Annotated in this window: 13 protein-coding genes; 2 read left to right on the top strand and 11 right to left on the bottom strand. The window is 60.5% G+C overall.

What is annotated here, in order from left to right:
* Positions 1–178: 178 nt before the first annotated feature.
* The 9 genes from HMPREF2999_RS07535 to dnaJ all read right to left on the bottom strand — a co-directional run bounded on the left by HMPREF2999_RS07535 (position 179) and on the right by dnaJ (position 11551).
* Positions 179–1081 carry a hypothetical protein gene (locus HMPREF2999_RS07535; protein ID WP_070676377.1) on the bottom strand — a complete coding sequence of 301 codons (903 nt, stop codon included), beginning with the start codon at positions 1079–1081 and terminating at the stop codon, positions 179–181.
* Between the two features lie 184 nt (positions 1082–1265).
* The gene (leuA, locus tag HMPREF2999_RS07530) at positions 1266–3014 is read right to left on the bottom strand and encodes a 2-isopropylmalate synthase (RefSeq protein ID WP_049337604.1); all 1749 of its coding nucleotides are present in this window, start codon (positions 3012–3014) and stop codon (positions 1266–1268) included.
* 400 nt (positions 3015–3414) lie between these two features.
* Positions 3415–4854 carry an LCP family protein gene (locus tag HMPREF2999_RS07525; protein WP_070676379.1) on the bottom strand — a complete coding sequence of 480 codons (1440 nt, stop codon included), beginning with the start codon at positions 4852–4854 and terminating at the stop codon, positions 3415–3417.
* A gap of 140 nt (positions 4855–4994) precedes the next feature.
* Entirely contained in the window at positions 4995–6152 is a 1158-nt protein-coding gene (locus HMPREF2999_RS07520; RefSeq protein ID WP_193389055.1) for a GTPase Era, read from the bottom strand.
* 125 nt (positions 6153–6277) lie between these two features.
* The gene (locus HMPREF2999_RS07515) at positions 6278–7744 is read right to left on the bottom strand and encodes a hemolysin family protein (RefSeq protein WP_070676380.1); all 1467 of its coding nucleotides are present in this window, start codon (positions 7742–7744) and stop codon (positions 6278–6280) included.
* A 9-nt stretch (positions 7745–7753) separates the two neighbouring features.
* Positions 7754–8275 carry an rRNA maturation RNase YbeY gene (ybeY, locus tag HMPREF2999_RS07510; protein ID WP_005505992.1) on the bottom strand — a complete coding sequence of 174 codons (522 nt, stop codon included), beginning with the start codon at positions 8273–8275 and terminating at the stop codon, positions 7754–7756.
* Between the two features lie 3 nt (positions 8276–8278).
* Complete coding sequence (locus HMPREF2999_RS07505; RefSeq protein WP_070676382.1) at positions 8279–9406, bottom strand: PhoH family protein; 1128 nt, start codon at positions 9404–9406, stop codon at positions 8279–8281.
* 82 nt (positions 9407–9488) lie between these two features.
* A complete protein-coding gene (locus tag HMPREF2999_RS07500) occupies positions 9489–10256 on the bottom strand; it encodes a 16S rRNA (uracil(1498)-N(3))-methyltransferase (RefSeq protein ID WP_070676384.1) in 768 nt (255 codons plus the stop codon).
* A 158-nt stretch (positions 10257–10414) separates the two neighbouring features.
* The gene (gene dnaJ, locus HMPREF2999_RS07495; RefSeq protein ID WP_049346212.1) at positions 10415–11551 is read right to left on the bottom strand and encodes a molecular chaperone DnaJ; all 1137 of its coding nucleotides are present in this window, start codon (positions 11549–11551) and stop codon (positions 10415–10417) included.
* A 234-nt stretch (positions 11552–11785) separates the two neighbouring features.
* Here dnaJ and HMPREF2999_RS07490 point away from each other — a divergent pair, with 234 nt between their 5' ends.
* Positions 11786–12655 carry a DUF3097 domain-containing protein gene (locus HMPREF2999_RS07490; protein ID WP_070676385.1) on the top strand — a complete coding sequence of 290 codons (870 nt, stop codon included), beginning with the start codon at positions 11786–11788 and terminating at the stop codon, positions 12653–12655.
* 263 nt (positions 12656–12918) lie between these two features.
* Positions 12919–13338: a DUF4870 domain-containing protein gene (locus tag HMPREF2999_RS07485; protein ID WP_044150421.1), complete on the top strand. Its 420-nt coding sequence runs from the start codon at positions 12919–12921 to the stop codon at positions 13336–13338.
* A gap of 674 nt (positions 13339–14012) precedes the next feature.
* On the opposite strand, the gene hemW is transcribed toward HMPREF2999_RS07485, so the two are convergent.
* A complete protein-coding gene (hemW, locus tag HMPREF2999_RS07480) occupies positions 14013–15299 on the bottom strand; it encodes a radical SAM family heme chaperone HemW (protein ID WP_070676387.1) in 1287 nt (428 codons plus the stop codon).
* A gap of 178 nt (positions 15300–15477) precedes the next feature.
* Positions 15478–17319 carry a translation elongation factor 4 gene (lepA, locus tag HMPREF2999_RS07475; protein ID WP_371260001.1) on the bottom strand — a complete coding sequence of 614 codons (1842 nt, stop codon included), beginning with the start codon at positions 17317–17319 and terminating at the stop codon, positions 15478–15480.
* Positions 17320–17409: the final 90 nt, after the last annotated feature.

The raw sequence follows: 17409 nt of genomic DNA, 5'->3' as shown, positions 1-17409 counted from the left end.
AAACTGCCCCGTCCACACTGTGAAACGCTCAGGGTGCCGTTTCAGGAGGTACACCGCGGTGCAACCGGGGCTTATCCACGGCTCATTTACGGTTCAAGGAGGCCGCGCAAACACCTCAAATGCGCGCTCTCCGGCGCGGCGAAGGCGCATCAGCGGCGCGTTCTCCGGTGCAAGCGTACTAGCCGCACGACCAGTCGAAAACACCAGTCTCAAAATCAAAAACAGCGCTACCGCACCCAAAATTCAGCACATCAAACTCATCGAACTCAATATAACGAGCCGTCAGATCATCCGGCAGAGCCTGCGCATAAAAATGAGTGCCACCCAGGTGAGTACCCACCGCAATCAGCGGCTTCGCCCACTCAAACCACGCCGAATCCTCAGCATCCCAATCGAAAGGACTCAGATAACCAGTCTGCGGGTCCACATTCTCAAACACATCGCTGGGGACCTTACCGGCATTCGGGTCATCCGTCGGAACCCACCCCACATGAGCAGGCTTACGATCCAGCGGCTGCTGACGATCCGCCAAAGCCCAGGCGCTGAAGCTCTCCTCCTCACCACGATGCTCACCGGGCCGGCGCACATCCTGCGGCGGCTCCGTACGGGACGAGAACTCCTCCTCACTCAGGTACAGCACCGCAAACTCGGCATCCAAAATATCGCGCAACAACAACTGATACGGATGCACCCGCGCCTGCGCATACTGCACCTCAAACGGGTCGTCACTAGCAGCATTAGCAACACCCTCAGTCGCCTCATCCTCAGCGAACTGGCCATCACCAGCGAAGAAAGAGAACGCCACCACACCCGGATACTTCTGCGCATCCGGCAGGTACTCCCCCGGCAACCTCACCGTAAAAATATGCTGCATCGGCAAACCAGTAAACGTACTGCGCGGCCACTGATCCTGCTCAATACCGGGACCAGTCGAACCCACCCAGCCAGCCTCCCACACCTCGGCAGAACCGGCAGGCAGAGCAGTATCATCACCACCGCGCAGCTCATAATTCCAGGCACGAACAGAAGAATCGGTGCCCGCCGCATCAACGGGGCTAAACACCATCGCGTAGCTTTTCATGAGAGTTCCTCTCTGCAGACTATTCGCCCCACAGCACGTTGATGCACACAACACCTGCGCACATTAAACGCGTAAGGGCGGGATACATACTCCCAGTATGCATCCCGCCCCCACATCATGCACGGCTAACGGTCACCCGCCAGCAGTCACCCGCAAACCTGCGCGAAATATGTACGGCTATCGCCTACGCCTGACGCTCATCACGCAGCGCACGGTTCACGGCCGAAATCATCGCCTTCAAAGCCGCACGAGTCGTCGAGCTGTCCACACCAATACCCCACAGCACGCGAGAACCAACAGCAGCCTCAACGTAGCACGCAGCATTAGCAGTCGACGAAGACGACATGGTGTGCTCCGAATAATCCATCACGCGAATATCCACGCCCTCGCCCGACAGGATGTTCTGCAGAGCATCCACCGGACCGGTACCCGAAGCCGAACGAGTGTACGTGTGACCATCAATGTTCAGACCAACACGCAGAGTAGTCGCACCAGTATCAGCCGAATCAATGTTAATCGACTCAATACGGTACTTACCCCAACGGTTCTGCGGATCCGGAGCCGGCAGATACTCATCCGCGAAGATGTTCCACAGCTTCTCGCTGGTCATCTCGCCGCCCTCAGCGTCAGTACGAGCCTGAACAATCTTCGAGAACTCAACCTGAGCACGACGCGGCAGATCCAGACCGTGATCCTGCTTCAGCAGGTACGCCATGCCGCCCTTACCGGACTGCGAGTTCACACGAATAATCGCCTCATAGGTACGACCCAGGTCGCGAGGGTCAATCGGCAGGTACGGAACCTCCCAGTAAACCTCATCCACGGTCTTACCCGCCTCAGCAGCGGTACGCTCCAGAGCCTCAAAGCCCTTCTTAATAGCGTCCTGGTGAGAACCAGAGAACGCGGTGAACACCAGATCGCCACCATACGGCGAACGCTCGTGCACCTTCAGCTGGTTGCAGTATTCAACAGTCTTACGGATACCGTCAATATCAGAGAAATCAATCTGCGGATCAATACCCTGGGTGTACATGTTCAGACCCAAAGTCACCAGGTCAACGTTACCGGTGCGCTCGCCATTACCGAAGAGGCAACCCTCAATACGGTCAGCACCCGCCAGGTAACCCAGCTCAGCAGCAGCCACGCCGGTACCGCGGTCATTATGCGGGTGCAGCGACAGCACAATGTGCTCGCGGTGGTTCAGGTTGCGGTGCATCCACTCGACAGAGTCGGCGTACACGTTCGGGGTAGCCATCTCAACGGTAGCGGGCAGGTTCACAATCAGCTCGCGGCCGTTCTGACCAACCTCCAGCTCCTCAGCTACAGCGTTCACCACGCGAGCCGCGTACTCCAGCTCAGTGCCGGTGAAAGACTCGGGCGAGTACTCGTAGATGACCTTAGTGTCAGAGATCATCTGCTCTTCGTACTTGCGGCACAGGCGCGCACCCTGCAGGGCGATATCCAGCACGCCCTCCTGATCCTGGTTGAACACCACGCGACGCTGCAGCACAGAGGTCGAGTTGTAGAAGTGCACAATCGCCTGCGGTGCACCCTCAATCGCCTCAAAAGTGCGGGCAATCAGGTGCTCACGCGCCTGCACCAGAACCTGAATGGTCACGTCCGAAGGAATGTGGCCATCCTCAACGAGAGTGCGCACAAAATCAAAGTCAGTCTGCGACGCCGAAGGGAAACCAACCTCAATTTCCTTGTAACCCATCTTCACCAGCAGCTTGAACATCGCAAGCTTACGGTCGGTGTCCATGGGATCAATCAGCGCCTGGTTGCCGTCACGCAGATCCACTGCGCACCAGCGCGGAGCCTTCTCAATGACCTTATCCGGCCAGGTGCGGTCCGGCAGGTCAACGACAATCTGCTCGTGGAAAGGGCGGTACTTGTGTACCGGCATGGGGCTGGGCTTCTGGTGGTTTTTCATGATGAATTTCCTGTTGGTTGGTCCGTCTCGCTCTACCCCAATTGTGGGGCTCGTACCGTGCCGGGTATCGGTCCCCGGCAGCCGTGGTCAAGGCGGTGCATCAGAAAGGATGCAAAGGTGAGATGCCGCGTCAAAAAGCCGGAACGGTTGCGGCAGATTCTAGCGTGCCCCGTTCCGGCGAATAAGCAGCAGGTTCACTGCCTGGCGGGTAACCCCGCGCATGCTCTCACCGTGAATAGTCATACCTCCACGCTATCACAGCGCTCGGAGGCGGCGGCAGGGCACCCGGGAAGCCGTCCATCATCTGGAAAGAATTAACGGTAAAGGGGCGCAGCCACCATTTCTGGCGCTACGCCCCTCACTCAAAATTCACGCATCTGCGCTATGCCCTAGCTAGAACCTAGTAGGCGAAAGCAGTCTGGCACTTGTTCTGATCAGCAGTCTGACCGGTTGCGTTACCCGCAATCGCAGCCTCCTGCTTCTCCATCGCCTCACCGGACGGGAAGTCAGTACCGATAGTCACCGACACGCCCTGAACCTCTTCGGTCGCCACCACTCGGGTCACGTTCAGCTTTGCGGCGATTTCCTTCGCCTCCGCCTCGTAACCGGTCGAGTAGAAGACCGTGGTGAAGTTCGTCGGGTTAGCCGAAGTACCCGGAGTAACATTCGTGTAGCCCAGGCCCTCAACCACCGAAGCAATCGTAGCCGAGCGGCCATCCAGACCGGTCGCGTTGTACACGCTCACCGGAACCGTACGGTCCAGCTGAACCGGAGCGGCAGAAGTAGCCGGCGCCTCCGGAGCCTTCTCCTCCTTCAGCGACTTATCGTCACGCAGACGCTGGAACACGTTCGCAGCATCCGCAGAAACCTGCAGGCGGTTCGCATCCTGGCTCCACGGCTCAGTCGGCACCGTCGCAAACACAACGTTCGACAGGTCCACGCCACCAAGAGTCGCACCAACACCCACCAGAGTGCTGATATTACCCAGATTCTTATCCACCGTCACGTTCTGAGTAATCGCCTCAGCAATGTTAATCAGACGGCCCGGATTCGACAGAGTACCCTCGCTCTTCACCTTACGCAGCAGCGAAGACATGAAGCCCTGCTGAGCCTGAATACGACCAATATCGGAACCATCCGAGAAGCCGTGGCGGCTACGCAAGAACGCAAGAGCCTGCTCACCCTCAACCGAAGAAGTACCGGCAGGAAGCTTCAGGCCACTGTACTCGTCATCAATCGGAGCGTCCACACACACCTGAACGCCGCCAACAACCTTCGACAGCTCCTTCACAGCGTTAAAGTCCACCAACATGAAGTGGTCAATATTCACACCGGTCAGCTTGCTAATGGTCGCCACAGTACAACCGGCACCACCGCGAGACAGAGACTCGTTAATCTGAACGTTCTCCTCAGCCGGGTACACGGTACCGCTCTCAGGATCAGTACACTGCGGCACATCAACCATCAAGTCACGCGGGAACGACAGCACGCTCACATTCTTACGGTCCTTGCTGATCTGCAGCAGCATCATCACGTCCGCGCGAGCCTCAGAATTGCGGTCATCCTCATCACCGTACGCGCCGTTATTACCCTTACGGGTATCGGATCCAATCACGAGAATGTCCAAGGCGCCGTTCTCCAGGCCGTCCTTGTAATTGCTGATGTTCAGCTCCTGAGTATGCAGATTATTGCGCATACGCAGAGCCAACACGCCACCAAAGCCAACAACAATGACGAGCATGCAAGCAGTAAGCAGAGCAATCCACTTATTGCGGTTTGAAGTCATCACCGTCGTGCGCATATGACGACCGGTGCTTCGTAAACGAGGTGCCTGGGGCATACCTTTTCTCTTTCTGCCGGTGAGCAAGTGCTTTCTCAGAGTAACACTCTTCCCTATGAGCGCCGAATGAGAGTGAAAAGTTTCACCCGGAGGCATGCACATATTTCTGCAAGCCACCGGGTGAAAACTAAGGATGCCTACTAGAATCCCAGGCGGTTCAACGCACGCGCGTCAGACTGCCATTCCTTCGCAACCTTCACATGAATATTCAAATAAATGCGGGTACCGAGCATCGCCTCAATCTGCTCACGAGCCTTCGTACCAATCTTGCGCAGATTCGAGCCGCCCTTACCGATAATGATGTACTTCTGCGACTCACGCTCCACAAACAGGTTCACGTGTACATCCAGCAGCGGGTTATCCGCCGGGCGGCCCTCACGGAACTCCATCTCCTCAACCGTCACAGCAATCGAGTGGGGCAGCTCCTCGCGCGCACCCTCCAGGGCAGCCTCACGCACCAGCTCCGCAATGAGGGTTGCCTCGGGCTCATCGGTCAGCTCACCCTCCGGGTACAGCGGCGGCGACAGCGGAGTGTACTGCGCCAGCAGGTCAGCAACCGCATCCACCTGGAAATGCTTCACAGCAGACACCGGGATAATCGCAGCCCAGCCGCCCTTACCGTCAACCGGCATCGGCTCAGCAACCTCACCGGCACGGCGCTTAGCCGCAGGACCCGAACCCTTCGCGAAAGGCACAGCATCATTCTTGCCGCCCTTACCCTTGGGGCCCTTACCCTTCTGCTTCGCACGATGTGCGGCACGCTTAGCACGAGCCGCACGCTCAGCGCTCATGACCTCCTCGCCGAGCGCCTCAACAGCCAGCAGCTGCTCACGCAGCTCCTCAGAGCTCACAGTGTCAGCCTTCGTCACAATAGCAACCACCGGCTTATTGCTCGACGCCACCAGCTGCGACGCAATGTAACGGTCACCCGGACCGATCTTCTCATTCGCCGGAATGCAGAAGCCCAGCACATCCACCTGCGAAAGAGTACTCGCCACCAGGTCGTTCAGACGCTCACCCAGCAGAGTGCGGGGGCGGTGAATACCGGGGGTGTCCACCAGAATCAGCTGGTACTCGTCCTTGTGCACAATACCGCGGATCGTGTGGCGGGTCGTCTGCGGACGGTTCGAGGTAATAGCCACCTTCTGACCGACCATAGCGTTCGTCAGAGTAGACTTACCCGCATTCGGGCGGCCCACCAGCGACGCGAAACCCGAACGGAAATCCGCCGGGTAGGTCGGCAGCGGGGTGCTCAAGTCCAGAGTGCTCAAATCGAGCGGGGTGTACTCCTGGTCCATTGTGTTTCTCCTTATCAAATCCCGTGCGGGGTGTATGGGGTGCCAGCTTCATCTGCCTGCGCCTTCCGGGGCGGGGCGGCCGACTCAAAGTGTGTTAGGGAAAATGCGGCGTCTATGTTCGATATCTAGCGGTTGCCGTGCTGATCGGTTGCCGGTTCAGCCTCTGTAGCATCTCCCGGAAGATCCGGATGCGCGTGCGGCTCAGCCACAGCGGGAGGCTCCGTATCCACGGTGAAGATGTCAGCGGCCTCCGCGGAATTAGGCTCCGAGGAAGATGCCGCGGAACCTTCAGCGTTCTGCTGCTCATCATGAGGCGGCTCATACCACGCCTGCAACATATCCACCTGGTGGCGGCGGCCCGACGAACCAATCGCACGAATATGAATGCCGTCAATCTCAATCTCAGAACCGACAATCGGCACCATGCCCAGATGCTTAGCGAGCAGACCGCCCACCGTATCAACATCTTCATCCTCGAGTTCACGACCGAAAATCTCGCCCAGCTCATCAATACCCAGGCGGGCAGACAGACGGAACGTGCCGTCATCATTCAGCGTGTACTCGGGACGTTCGTGGTCGTACTCGTCAGAGATGTCGCCGACCAGCTCCTCAATCAGATCCTCAAGCGTGATCAGACCGGCGGTGCCGCCGTACTCATCAACAATGATCGCCACGTGCGTGGACTCACGCTGCATCTCACGCAGCAGGTCCATGGCGCGCTTCGACTCGGGCTCAAAACGAGCCGGGCGCATCAGCTCAATCACGGTCGGCAGGGCGGTACCCTCCGGAGACTCCGAATGCAGGATAAAGGCGCGCATCGCGTCCTTCAGGTAGAGCACGCCCAGAATCTCATCGCTCGAATCACCAATCACCGGCATACGCGAATAACCCGAACGCAGGAACAGGCTCAGCGCCTCACGCAGAGGGGTGTCACGGCTGACGGTGAGCATGTCGGTACGCGGAACCATGAGCGAACGGATGCGGGTATCGTCCATCTCAAAGACGGACTGCACCATCTGCGCCTCGTCATCTTCAATGGTTTCAGCGTCGGAGGCGCGGTCCAGGAACTCGCGCAGCTCCTCCTCATCGAACACGCCCACCGGGGCCTCAGCCGAACGTTCCGGCGCCAGGCGCACACTGAGCTTATCGAGCAGACCGGTCGCCGGGCTCAGCAGAACCGACAGGTAGTGCACCGGGCGAGCCAGCACACGAATCGACGCGACCGGACGGTTACGTCCCAGAGCACGCGCCAGCACATGCAGAATCGGGTAGCCCACCAGCGCAACAATCACGAGGGTCAGCACGACGGCGAGCGCGTGCACCTCGACCAGGTTCAGCAGGCAGGTCATGGTGGCGAGCACCGCGGCGGCGGCGGCAATGAGGCGGGTCAGGCGCAGCGGGTGCGTGTACGCTTCGGAGTCACCGTCGAGGGTGCGCTGCAGGACGCGGGCGCCGAGGGTGTCCGGGTGTGCCTCCACCGCTTCCTCAGCCTCGTTGTGCGGCAGGTAGGTGAACGCGGTTTCGGCGATTGCCGCGACCACGGTCAGGCAGAGCGCGAGAACGGCGAGGAGGGCTGTGAGTAGAATGTCCACGCCGCTCCCCTAGTGTCGGGTTTCGACCGGTGCCGGGCGGCCCAGGAACTCTTCAAGGATGGAACGCTGAATGCCGAACATTTCAGCTTCCTCTTCGGCGGTGCCGTGGTCGTAGCCGAGGCAGTGCAGAATGCCGTGGGTGGTGAGCAGGCACAGCTCATCGAGGGTACTGTGACCTGCATCTGCGCCCTGACGTGCGGCGACGGGCGGGCAGAGGATAATGTCACCGAGCATGCCGCTGGAGGGGTTTTCGGGGGTTCCCGGTTCCAGCTCGTCCATGGGGAAGCTCATCACGTCGGTTGCGCCGGGCAGGTCCATCCATTCGATGTGCACGCGTTCCATTTCGTCTTCGTTCACGATGGCGATGGACAGGTAGGTGTCATCGGCAAGGTGCATACGCTTGAAGGCGTGCTCGACGAGGCGGGTGAGCACCTCGGTATCTACCGCTTCGAAAGATTCGCGGATGAAGGCGTCGGTTGCCGGGTCGGCACCGGTTGCGGGTTCTTCACAGTCGAATTCGATCTCTGCCACCGTTTAGCGTCCTTCCTGCGCGCTCTGTGCGTTCTCGGTGTTCTTCTCAACGTTCTTTTCGGAGCCGCCGTTGATGCCTGCGCGGTCCAGAAGCTTCTCGGCCGCAGCCTCGATGGTAGCGCGCTTGACCTTGCGGTTGCGCTTACGTTCCATAGCCTTCTGATCCTCACCCCACTGGTTGTAGGCGGACACAATATTCGAGACCAGGGTGTGACGCACCACGTCGGAGGATTCCAGGATGCTGAAGTGAATATCCTCCACGCCCTGCAGAATGTTGCGCACCTGCTTCAGACCGGACGCGGCACCACCGGGCAAGTCAATCTGGGTGATGTCACCGGTAATGACCATTTTCGAGCCGAAGCCCAGGCGGGTCAGGAACATCTTCATCTGTTCGGCGGTGGTGTTCTGCGCCTCGTCTAGGATGATAAACGCGTCGTTGAGGGTGCGGCCACGCATGTACGCCAGCGGTGCGACCTCGATGGTGCCCGCCTCCATGAGCTTGGGGATGGTTTCGGGCTCGAGCATGTCGTGCAGTGCGTCGTAGAGCGGGCGCAGGTACGGGTCAATCTTCTCGTTGAGGGTGCCGGGCAGGAAGCCCAGACGCTCGCCAGCCTCCACGGCGGGGCGGGTGAGGATAATGCGGTTCACCTCGTGGCTCTGCAGCGCCTGCACAGCCTTCGCCATGGCGAGGTAGGTCTTACCGGTACCCGCCGGGCCGATACCGAAGATCACGGTGTTCGCGTCGATAGCGTCCACGTACTTCTTCTGGTTAATGGTCTTGGGGCGAATCGTGGTGCCGCGGGTGGAGAGGATGCTCGTAGACAGCGAGTGCGCCGGGTTGCTCAGTTCGTCACCGAGCATGCCCATGAGGCGGTGGATCACCTGAACGGTAATCTGCGTGTCGTGGCTGGAGAGCACGCGCAGCTCGTTCAGCAGCTTTGCGGCGGTGTTGACGGCCTCGGAGGGGCCGGTGATGAGCACGTCCAGGTCCTTGGGGCGCAGGCTAATCTGCTCGAAGTAGTCCTCGATAATTGCCAGATGCGCGTCCTGCGGGCCGAGCACCGCAATCATCTCTGCGGCGCTCTTGAAGGATACGGTGCGCGCGGTCGAGAGAGGTCGGGAGGTAGTCATATGGGCTCCTTGGCTAGTGATGTATTTACAAGTATAGATGTGCGTGATGCGTCACGCCCCGGCCGGGTTTAGCGGCGGCGCTCTACCAGCGGTCCAGCACCACGTTCAGGGTGCACATGGCGGCGGACCCGGCGGTGGAAGAACGCAACACCTCGTCGCCCAGCAGCGCCAGGTGTGCGCCGGCCTCGGTGAAGAGCTGCACCTCGCGGTCGCTGATGCCGCCCTCGGGGCCGACGAGCAGGTAGATTTCTTCGGGCAGGTTCTCCCCGCCCGCAAGCTTGGCGGCCTGAGTGCTCAGGCGTTCGGTGGCCTGTTCGTGCAGGATGAACACAGCAGAACCCTGCCCGGTGACCTCCTCGATGAGCTCCACCAGGTCGGTGGTGCTGTACAGGTCGTACACCTCGGGAATGAGCGCGCGGCGGGACTGCTTCGCCGCGGCGGTGACGGTGTTCTGCCACTTGGTGTGCGCCTTGGCGGCGCGTTCTCCCTTCCAGCGCACAATCGAACGGTCCGCGCTCCACGGCAGCACACCGTACACGCCCAGCTCGGTCGCCGTCTCAATGGCGAGCAGGTCGCGACCGTCCTTCGCGAGCGCCTGCACCAGGTAGATGCGCGGGCTGGTGTGTTCCTCGCGGAGCTGCTCCACGCGCACGATGACACCGCGGTCGGTCAGGGAGTGCACGGTGCCCACGGCTCGGCGGCCGGTGCCGTCACCCAGGTCGATGCTCTCCCCCACTTCCATGCGCTTGACGAGGGCGTGCTTGCCCTCGGGGCCGTCCAGCTCGAAGGATGCGCCGGGGGTGAGGGTCTCGTACTCTTCGGCGCTGATGTAGAAGATGGGGGCGCTCATAGTGCTCCTTGGGTTCTTATGGGCGGTGCTTCGTGCGGGAGGTGCGGTTCAACACGGCTACGAGGCGCGGTCGCCGTCTCGGGGTCGTCCCCGCATAAACACGGCGGATGCGGCGCCCACCGGAAAGGCCCGGCGGGTACCGCATCCGCTACAGAGATTTACTTGAACTGGTCCTTCAGGCGGGAGAACAAGCCACCGCGCTGCTTGACCTGCGAGCCTTCGTTCAGCGGCTCGTTGCGCAGGGCCGCGAACTGGCGCAGCAGCTCGCGCTGTTCCTCGGTCAGGTCGGTCGGGGTCGTCACCTGAACGCGCACGAGCAGGTCGCCACGGCGTTCGGTGCCGAGCACGGTCGCGCCCAGGCCGTTGAGGGTAATCGTGTCGCCGCTCTGGGTGCCGGCGGGGATGCTGACTTCCTGGTCGCCGTCGAAGGTCTTCAGCGGAATGACGGTGCCCAGTGCCGCCGCGGCCATGGGGATGTTCACGGTGGTGGCCAGGTTGTCGCCCTCGCGGCTGAAGTACTTATCGCGCTTGACGTTCAGGTCGACGTACAGGTCGCCGTTGGGGCCACCGTGCAGGCCGGCCTCGCCCTTGCCGCGCAGGCGGATGCGTGCCTGGTCGTGCACGCCGGCGGGAATCGTGAAGGTCAGTGGCACGTCTTCGCGCACGCGGCCCTGGCCGTGACATTCGGGGCAGGGGGTTTTGATGACGGTGCCGTAGCCGTGGCAGTCGGGACATTCGACCTGCTGCATGACGGTGCCGAGGATGGACTGTACGCGGCGCTGCATGTAGCCGTGGCCGGCGCAGGTGGTGCAGGTTTCGGGCTGGGTGCCCTCGGCGGTACCTTCGCCGTTGCAGGACTTGCAGGTCACGGCGGAGCGGCGCTCGATGGTCTTCTCGACGCCGAACACGGCGTCCTGCAGGCTGATGGAGACGGTAATCAGGTCGTCCTGGCCCTGACGCACGCGGGATGCGGGGCCGCGTGCGCCCGCGGCGCCGCCGGTGAACATGTTCAGCAGGTCCTCAAAACCGCCGAAGCCGCTGAATCCGCCGCCCGGGTAGCCGCCGCCTCCGGGGTAGCCTGCGCGGCCCTGTTCGTCGCCGGTGGTGTCATAGTTGCGGCGCTTTTCGGGGTCGGAGAGCACCTCGTAGGCGAGGGTGACTCGCTTGAACTCTTCGGCAGCATCCTCGGAGGGGTTCACGTCCGGGTGCAGCTGGCGCGCCTTCTTGCGGTAGGCTTTCTTGATTTCTTCGGGGCTGGCGTCGTTCGATACGCCGAGAGTCTCGTAGTGGCTCATGTGTCTGTGTTCCTGTTCCTCTCAAGATGGTGACGGCGCTCGATGAGTGCGCCGCCACCACAGTCGTATCAATTCTATGGGATAGTGTACGCGAGCCGATACAATGGCTAGGCTGAAAGGGGCCGCTCCCGCTATCCGCTTAATCTGCGGCGCGTGTGCCCCTGAAATCGGCTCCGTAGTCCTACCGTATCTGTGCCCCTACCGCCTGCGAAGATTGCCCCGAAGGAGAATACGTTGAGTACCCACCATTCCCCCTACGGCTGGGGTGCCCAGGATCTAAACGCCGCCCGCATGAGCCGCCAGGCGCCGGCCCCGCGTAAGGTGCCGCTGCGCCGCGGCCTGCTGATTGAGGATATTAACGGCTGGGTGGGTGAGGTCGTGAAGGCTGAACGCATCGGCGGTGCCCTGTTCTTCGGGCTCGAAGACGCGAAGGGCCGCGTAAAGAATTTTCCGCTGGGTCCGGGCTACCTGATTGAGGGTGAGCCCGTTGAGATTGTCGCCCCGGTGGCGGCGAAGGAGCCGAAGCGCACGATTTCTCGTTCCGGTTCTATTGCGGTGAAGAACGCCCCGGCTAAGGTGGCGCGCGCCTCCCGCATCTGGGTTGAGGGTCTGCACGACGCCGAGCTGGTCGAGAAGGTCTGGGGCCACGATCTGCGCGTTGAGGGCATTGTTGTGGAGCCGCTGCACGGCGTGGATGATCTTGCCGGTGCTATTCGTGAGTTCGCGCCGGGCCCGGGCCGCCGCCTGGGTATTCTGGTCGACCACCTGATTGAGGGCACGAAAGAGCAGCACATTGTTGCCGAGGCGATGGCTGTGCCGGGTGCCGCCGGGCACGTGAAGATCGTGGGCCACCCGTTCATCGATATTTGGCAGGCGGTCAAGCCCTCGGTGCTGGGTTTGAAGGCGTGGCCACAGGTGCCGCGCGGTGAGGACTTCAAGAAGGGCACGCTGCGTCGTCTGGGTCAGCCGCACGAAACGCAGGCGGATGTGGCACAGGCGTGGAAGCACATTCTCTCCCGCGTTGACTCCTACGCTGACCTGGATCCGACACTGCTCGGCCCGGTCGAATCGCTCATCGATTTTCTCACCGAGCCGGGCGCCTAACCGCACCCGAGACCCGCTATTGCGCCCCCGTCTGCGGGCGCAGGTGTGAATTTGCTCAGAACCTTTCCCCCGAGGGCATTATCCTGTGGGTTTTGTCCCCTAAAGCGGTACAATAGTTGAGCGTGTGGCATTGCCCCTGTGGGTTTTGCCGCAACATCACTACACTCTTAGGTCACCACCGCTCAAACGATTTGCCTCTTCGGAGGGTATTTCCACCGGCTTAGGTGATCGCCACAAGAAACTTCTATCGAACCAGGATTTTCGTGACTAACGATGTTCGCCCGGCAACCGGGCCTCAGAAAACCCGTAAGATCAGCGTGATTCAGGACCGCAACCGTGCAACCCTCGCGCATTTCGGCGGTATTCTCGGCATCATTCCTTCCGCTGCGGTTTTCTACGTCAGCCGCAATAACGCACCCTTCGCTGAGCAGGAAGCTCGCGAGGCGATGAACTTCACCCTCCTGCCCTCCATCGCTCTGGTGGCGCTGTGGGTTGTGTCGTTCCTGCCCGGCATGGGCAACATTGCCATGGTTCTGGGTGCGCTCGTGTGGCTGTTCATGGCTATTGCGTCGCTGCGTGCCGGTATTGAGGTGAACCGCGGTGAGCCGTACAGCTACCGCATTAACCCGCGCCTGCTGGACCGCTTCTACTCCACCGAGAACGCAGAATCCGCAGAGTCCTAAGAACTGACGGTCCTAAACCGCGCTGTCTCAGAACCGCGCTGTCTCAGAACCGCGCTGATAGCTTTTACGTTTGAACGCCCCGCACGTTGTGTGCGGGGCGTTCTACGTTTAAGTGGGGCTTCTTTGCCCAGTGCGCGTGAATTGCTGCAAACTCTACCGAATGGTGCTGTAGATAATCTTTGTTAAACGATCGTGGGCCCCTGTTACCAGGAGCCCACAACCGTATTCACTCAACTTCAGCAAAGACGAGAACACGCTGTTAGACATATACCGTCCTGCCATGACCTATTATGGCACAGCGTAACCTTCAACCACAACTTGAAATTGGGTGTTTTGGAAAATTTTTTCTCAGGAAAGTATTCGAAAAATACGCACTCTAAAAGCGGTATGAAGGAGTGGAAAATTCTTTCGGCTAGTCCAGCACAAATGCGAACAATTAGCACGCCGGTGTAAGGTGTGATGCTCCCCTAAATCCCCTCCAAATAGCCCCGAAAAATTTTTTTAAAAGTTTTTTGAGACCCGCAAAAACGCCCCGAAATCACCGAAATATTACGGCAATACCGGGGCGCACGCCATTCGCAGGCAGCGTCAGAGAAAAGCATCAAGTGGAGCTGCGACAGACCAGAATCGGAACGCCGCCCCGATTGAAAAGCCCCTTGTCAGACCAATGCTTCTTAGTGCTCCTCGTGCTCTTCCGAGACCTCCGGGAGCAGCTCACGGGTGACCGCATCGCCCAGCAGGCGACCCTTGAGGGTTAGTCGCACGTGAGCTTCAGGGTCAGGTTCAGCTTGAGGATTCAAAGCATCAGGCTCAATCAGAGCTTGAGAAACCAGCCAGCGCAGGGAGGCACCCAGCTGTGCCTCATCGTGCACGGCGAGCAGCTCGCGCATCGCCAAGCCCTCACGCACACGGATCATGAGCATAATCGTCTCAAAAGCACGAGTGGCGGTGTCCAGCACCTCACGTGCCGCCGCCGGGGACTCCCCCGCACGCACCTTCTGCGCGTACGGCACCGGGTGCTTCACATTCCACCAGCGGATACCGTTCACGTGCGAGTGCGCGCCGGGGCCGATGCCCCACCAGTCCTGGTTGCGCCAGTAGGCGAGGTTGTGGTCACTGCGGGTGTCCTCGCTGCGCGAGTAGTTGGACACCTCGTACCACTGGTAGCCGGCTTCGGTGAGCAGTTCCTCGGCGAGCAGGTACATGTCCGCCATGAGGTCCTCATCGGGCATGGTGTATTCGCCGCGGCGAATCTGCGCGGCAAGCTTGGTGCCGTCTTCGACGATGAGCGAGTACGCCGAAATATGGTCGGGCTCGTAGGAAATCGCGGCGCGAACGCTGCGCTCCCACTGCTGCAGGGTCTCCCCCGGCGAACCGTAAATCAGGTCCACGGACACCTGCAGGCCGACCTCCTTGGCCCAGGCAACAACCTTCGGCACGTTGGAGGGCGTGTGGGTGCGGTCAAGCACCTGCAGCACCTCGGGCACGACGGACTGCATACCGAAGGATACGCGGGTGAAGCCGCCGTCCTTGAGGGTCTGCAGGTCTTCGCGGGTCACGGAGTCGGGGTTCGCTTCGGTGGTGACTTCTGCACCTTCGACGAGGCCGAATACGTCGATGGCTGCCTGCAGGATGCGCACGAGGTCGCGGGCGGGCAGTTTGGTGGGGGTGCCGCCTCCGAAGAAGACGGTGTGCATGGGGCGTTTTGCGACGCCGGATGCTTCGAGGGTGCGGGCGGCGAAGAGGATTTCTGCGATGGCGTCGTTGGCGTAGGTGCCGAGGCCGATGCCGTCTCCGAAGTCTTCGGTGGCGTAGGTGTTGAAGTCGCAGTAGCCGCATCGTACGGAGCAGAAGGGGATGTGTACGTAGAGGCTGAAGTCGCGGTTTTCGCATCCTGCCGCGCTGGTGGCGGGGATGCGCCCGTCGCGGGGTGCGGGGTCGCCGGTGGGCTGGGCGGGCATTCTGCCTCCTGGGACTAGGTGTACGGGTCGTGAATCAACAATATGGCGGGCACATGCGGCTACGCGGGCGGCATCAACAGACAGCGTGCAGAGAACCCGGCGGTACACGGGGCACCAGCCGGGTTCTCCACACAAACAGGTCGGCACACAGCCGGAAAAGCTACGAAGCGGCGAAAGGCTACTTCTTCTTTTCCTTCTCCTCGCTCGAAGACAGTGCCGCAATGAAGGCTTCCTGCGGAACCTCCACACGACCGACCATCTTCATGCGCTTCTTGCCTTCCTTCTGCTTCTCCAGCAGCTTACGCTTACGCGAAATATCGCCACCGTAACACTTGGACAGAACGTCCTTACGCATCGCGCGGATATTCTCGCGGGCAATAATACGCGAACCGATAGCCGCCTGAATCGGTACCTCAAACTGCTGGCGAGGAATCAGCTCACGCAGCTTAGAAGTCATCATTAGGCCGTACGAGTACGCCTTATCGCGGTGAGTAATGGCGCTGAACGCATCCACCTTCTCACCCTGCAGCAGGATGTCGACCTTCACCAGGTCGGCCTCTTCCTCACCGTCGAACTTCCAGTCCAGCGACGCGTAACCGCGGGTACGGGACTTCAACTGATCGAAGAAGTCGAACACAATCTCCGCCAGGGGCAGGCGGTAACGCATCTCCACACGATCCTCGGACAGGTAATCCATGCCGCCAATCTGGCCTCGGCGAGCCTGGCACAGCTCCATAATCGCGCCAATGTACTCGCTCGGGGCAATAATCGTACACGCCACCATGGGCTCACGAATCGTCGCGACCTTACCCTCGGGGAACTCGCTCGGATTGGTCACGCGCTTAGCGTTGCCAGCCTCGTCCACCACGTCGTAAATAACGTTCGGCGCGGTCGAAATCAGGTCCAGGTTGAACTCGCGTTCCAGACGCTCACGCACAATCTCCAGGTGCAGCAGACCCAGGAAGCCACAGCGGAAACCGAAGCCCAGCGCGGCAGAAGTCTCCGGCTCGTAGATCAGCGCGGCATCGTTAAGCTTCAGCTTATCCAGCGCGTCACGCAGCGCCGGGTAGTCCGAACCGTCAATCGGGAACAGGCCAGAGAACACCATCGGCTTGGGGTCCTCGTAACCGCCCAGGGACTCCTGCGCAGGCTTCGCGGCGGATGTGACGGTATCACCCACACGGGACTGACGGACATCCTTCACACCGGTAATGAGGTAACCCACCTCGCCCACGCCCAAGCCCTTCGACGGGACGGGCTCAGGGGAAATCACGCCGATTTCAAGCAGGTCATGCTCAGCGCCGGTGGACATCATCTTAATCTTCTGACGCGGCTGCAGGCTACCGTCCACAACACGCACATAAGTGACCACGCCGCGGTACGAGTCGTACACCGAGTCAAAAATCATGGCACGCGCCGGGGCGGATGCGTCACCCTGCGGGGCGGGAATCGCCTCCACAATACGGTCCAGCAGAGCCTCAACACCCTCACCGGTCTTACCCGATACGCGCAGAACCTCGTCCGGCTCGCAACCAATCAGGTTCGCCAGCTCCTCAGCGTACTTATCGGGCTGAGCCGCGGGAAGGTCAATCTTGTTCAGCACCGGGATGATGGTCAGATCGTTCTCCATCGCCAGGTACAGGTTCGCCAGGGTCTGAGCCTCAATACCCTGAGCGGCGTCCACAAGCAGAAGCGCACCCTCACACGCAGCCAGGGAGCGGGACACCTCATAGGTGAAGTCCACGTGGCCGGGGGTGTCAATCATATTCAGCGCGTAGGAGGTGCCGTCAACGTCCCAGGGCATGCGCACAGCCTGGGACTTAATGGTGATACCGCGTTCACGCTCAATGTCCATGCGGTCCAGGTACTGCGCCTTCATATCGCGCGGGGCAACCACGCCGGTGGCCTGCAGCATACGGTCTGCGAGGGTGGACTTACCGTGGTCAATGTGGGCGATAATGCAGAAGTTGCGAATAATCGCGGGGTCGGTCGCCGCCGGAACGGGCGGGTTCTTCGACATGGGTGCCAATCACATCATCCTTTCGAGATGCTGGCTGCGGGTATGGGCATAGTTACCTATCATTTTCCCATACCCGCGCCATATGTGCGA

Source organism: Rothia sp. HMSC066H02, assembly GCF_001814995.1.
Lineage (GTDB): Bacteria > Actinomycetota > Actinomycetes > Actinomycetales > Micrococcaceae > Rothia > Rothia mucilaginosa.
This window is presented reverse-complemented; position numbering and strand designations above follow the sequence as displayed.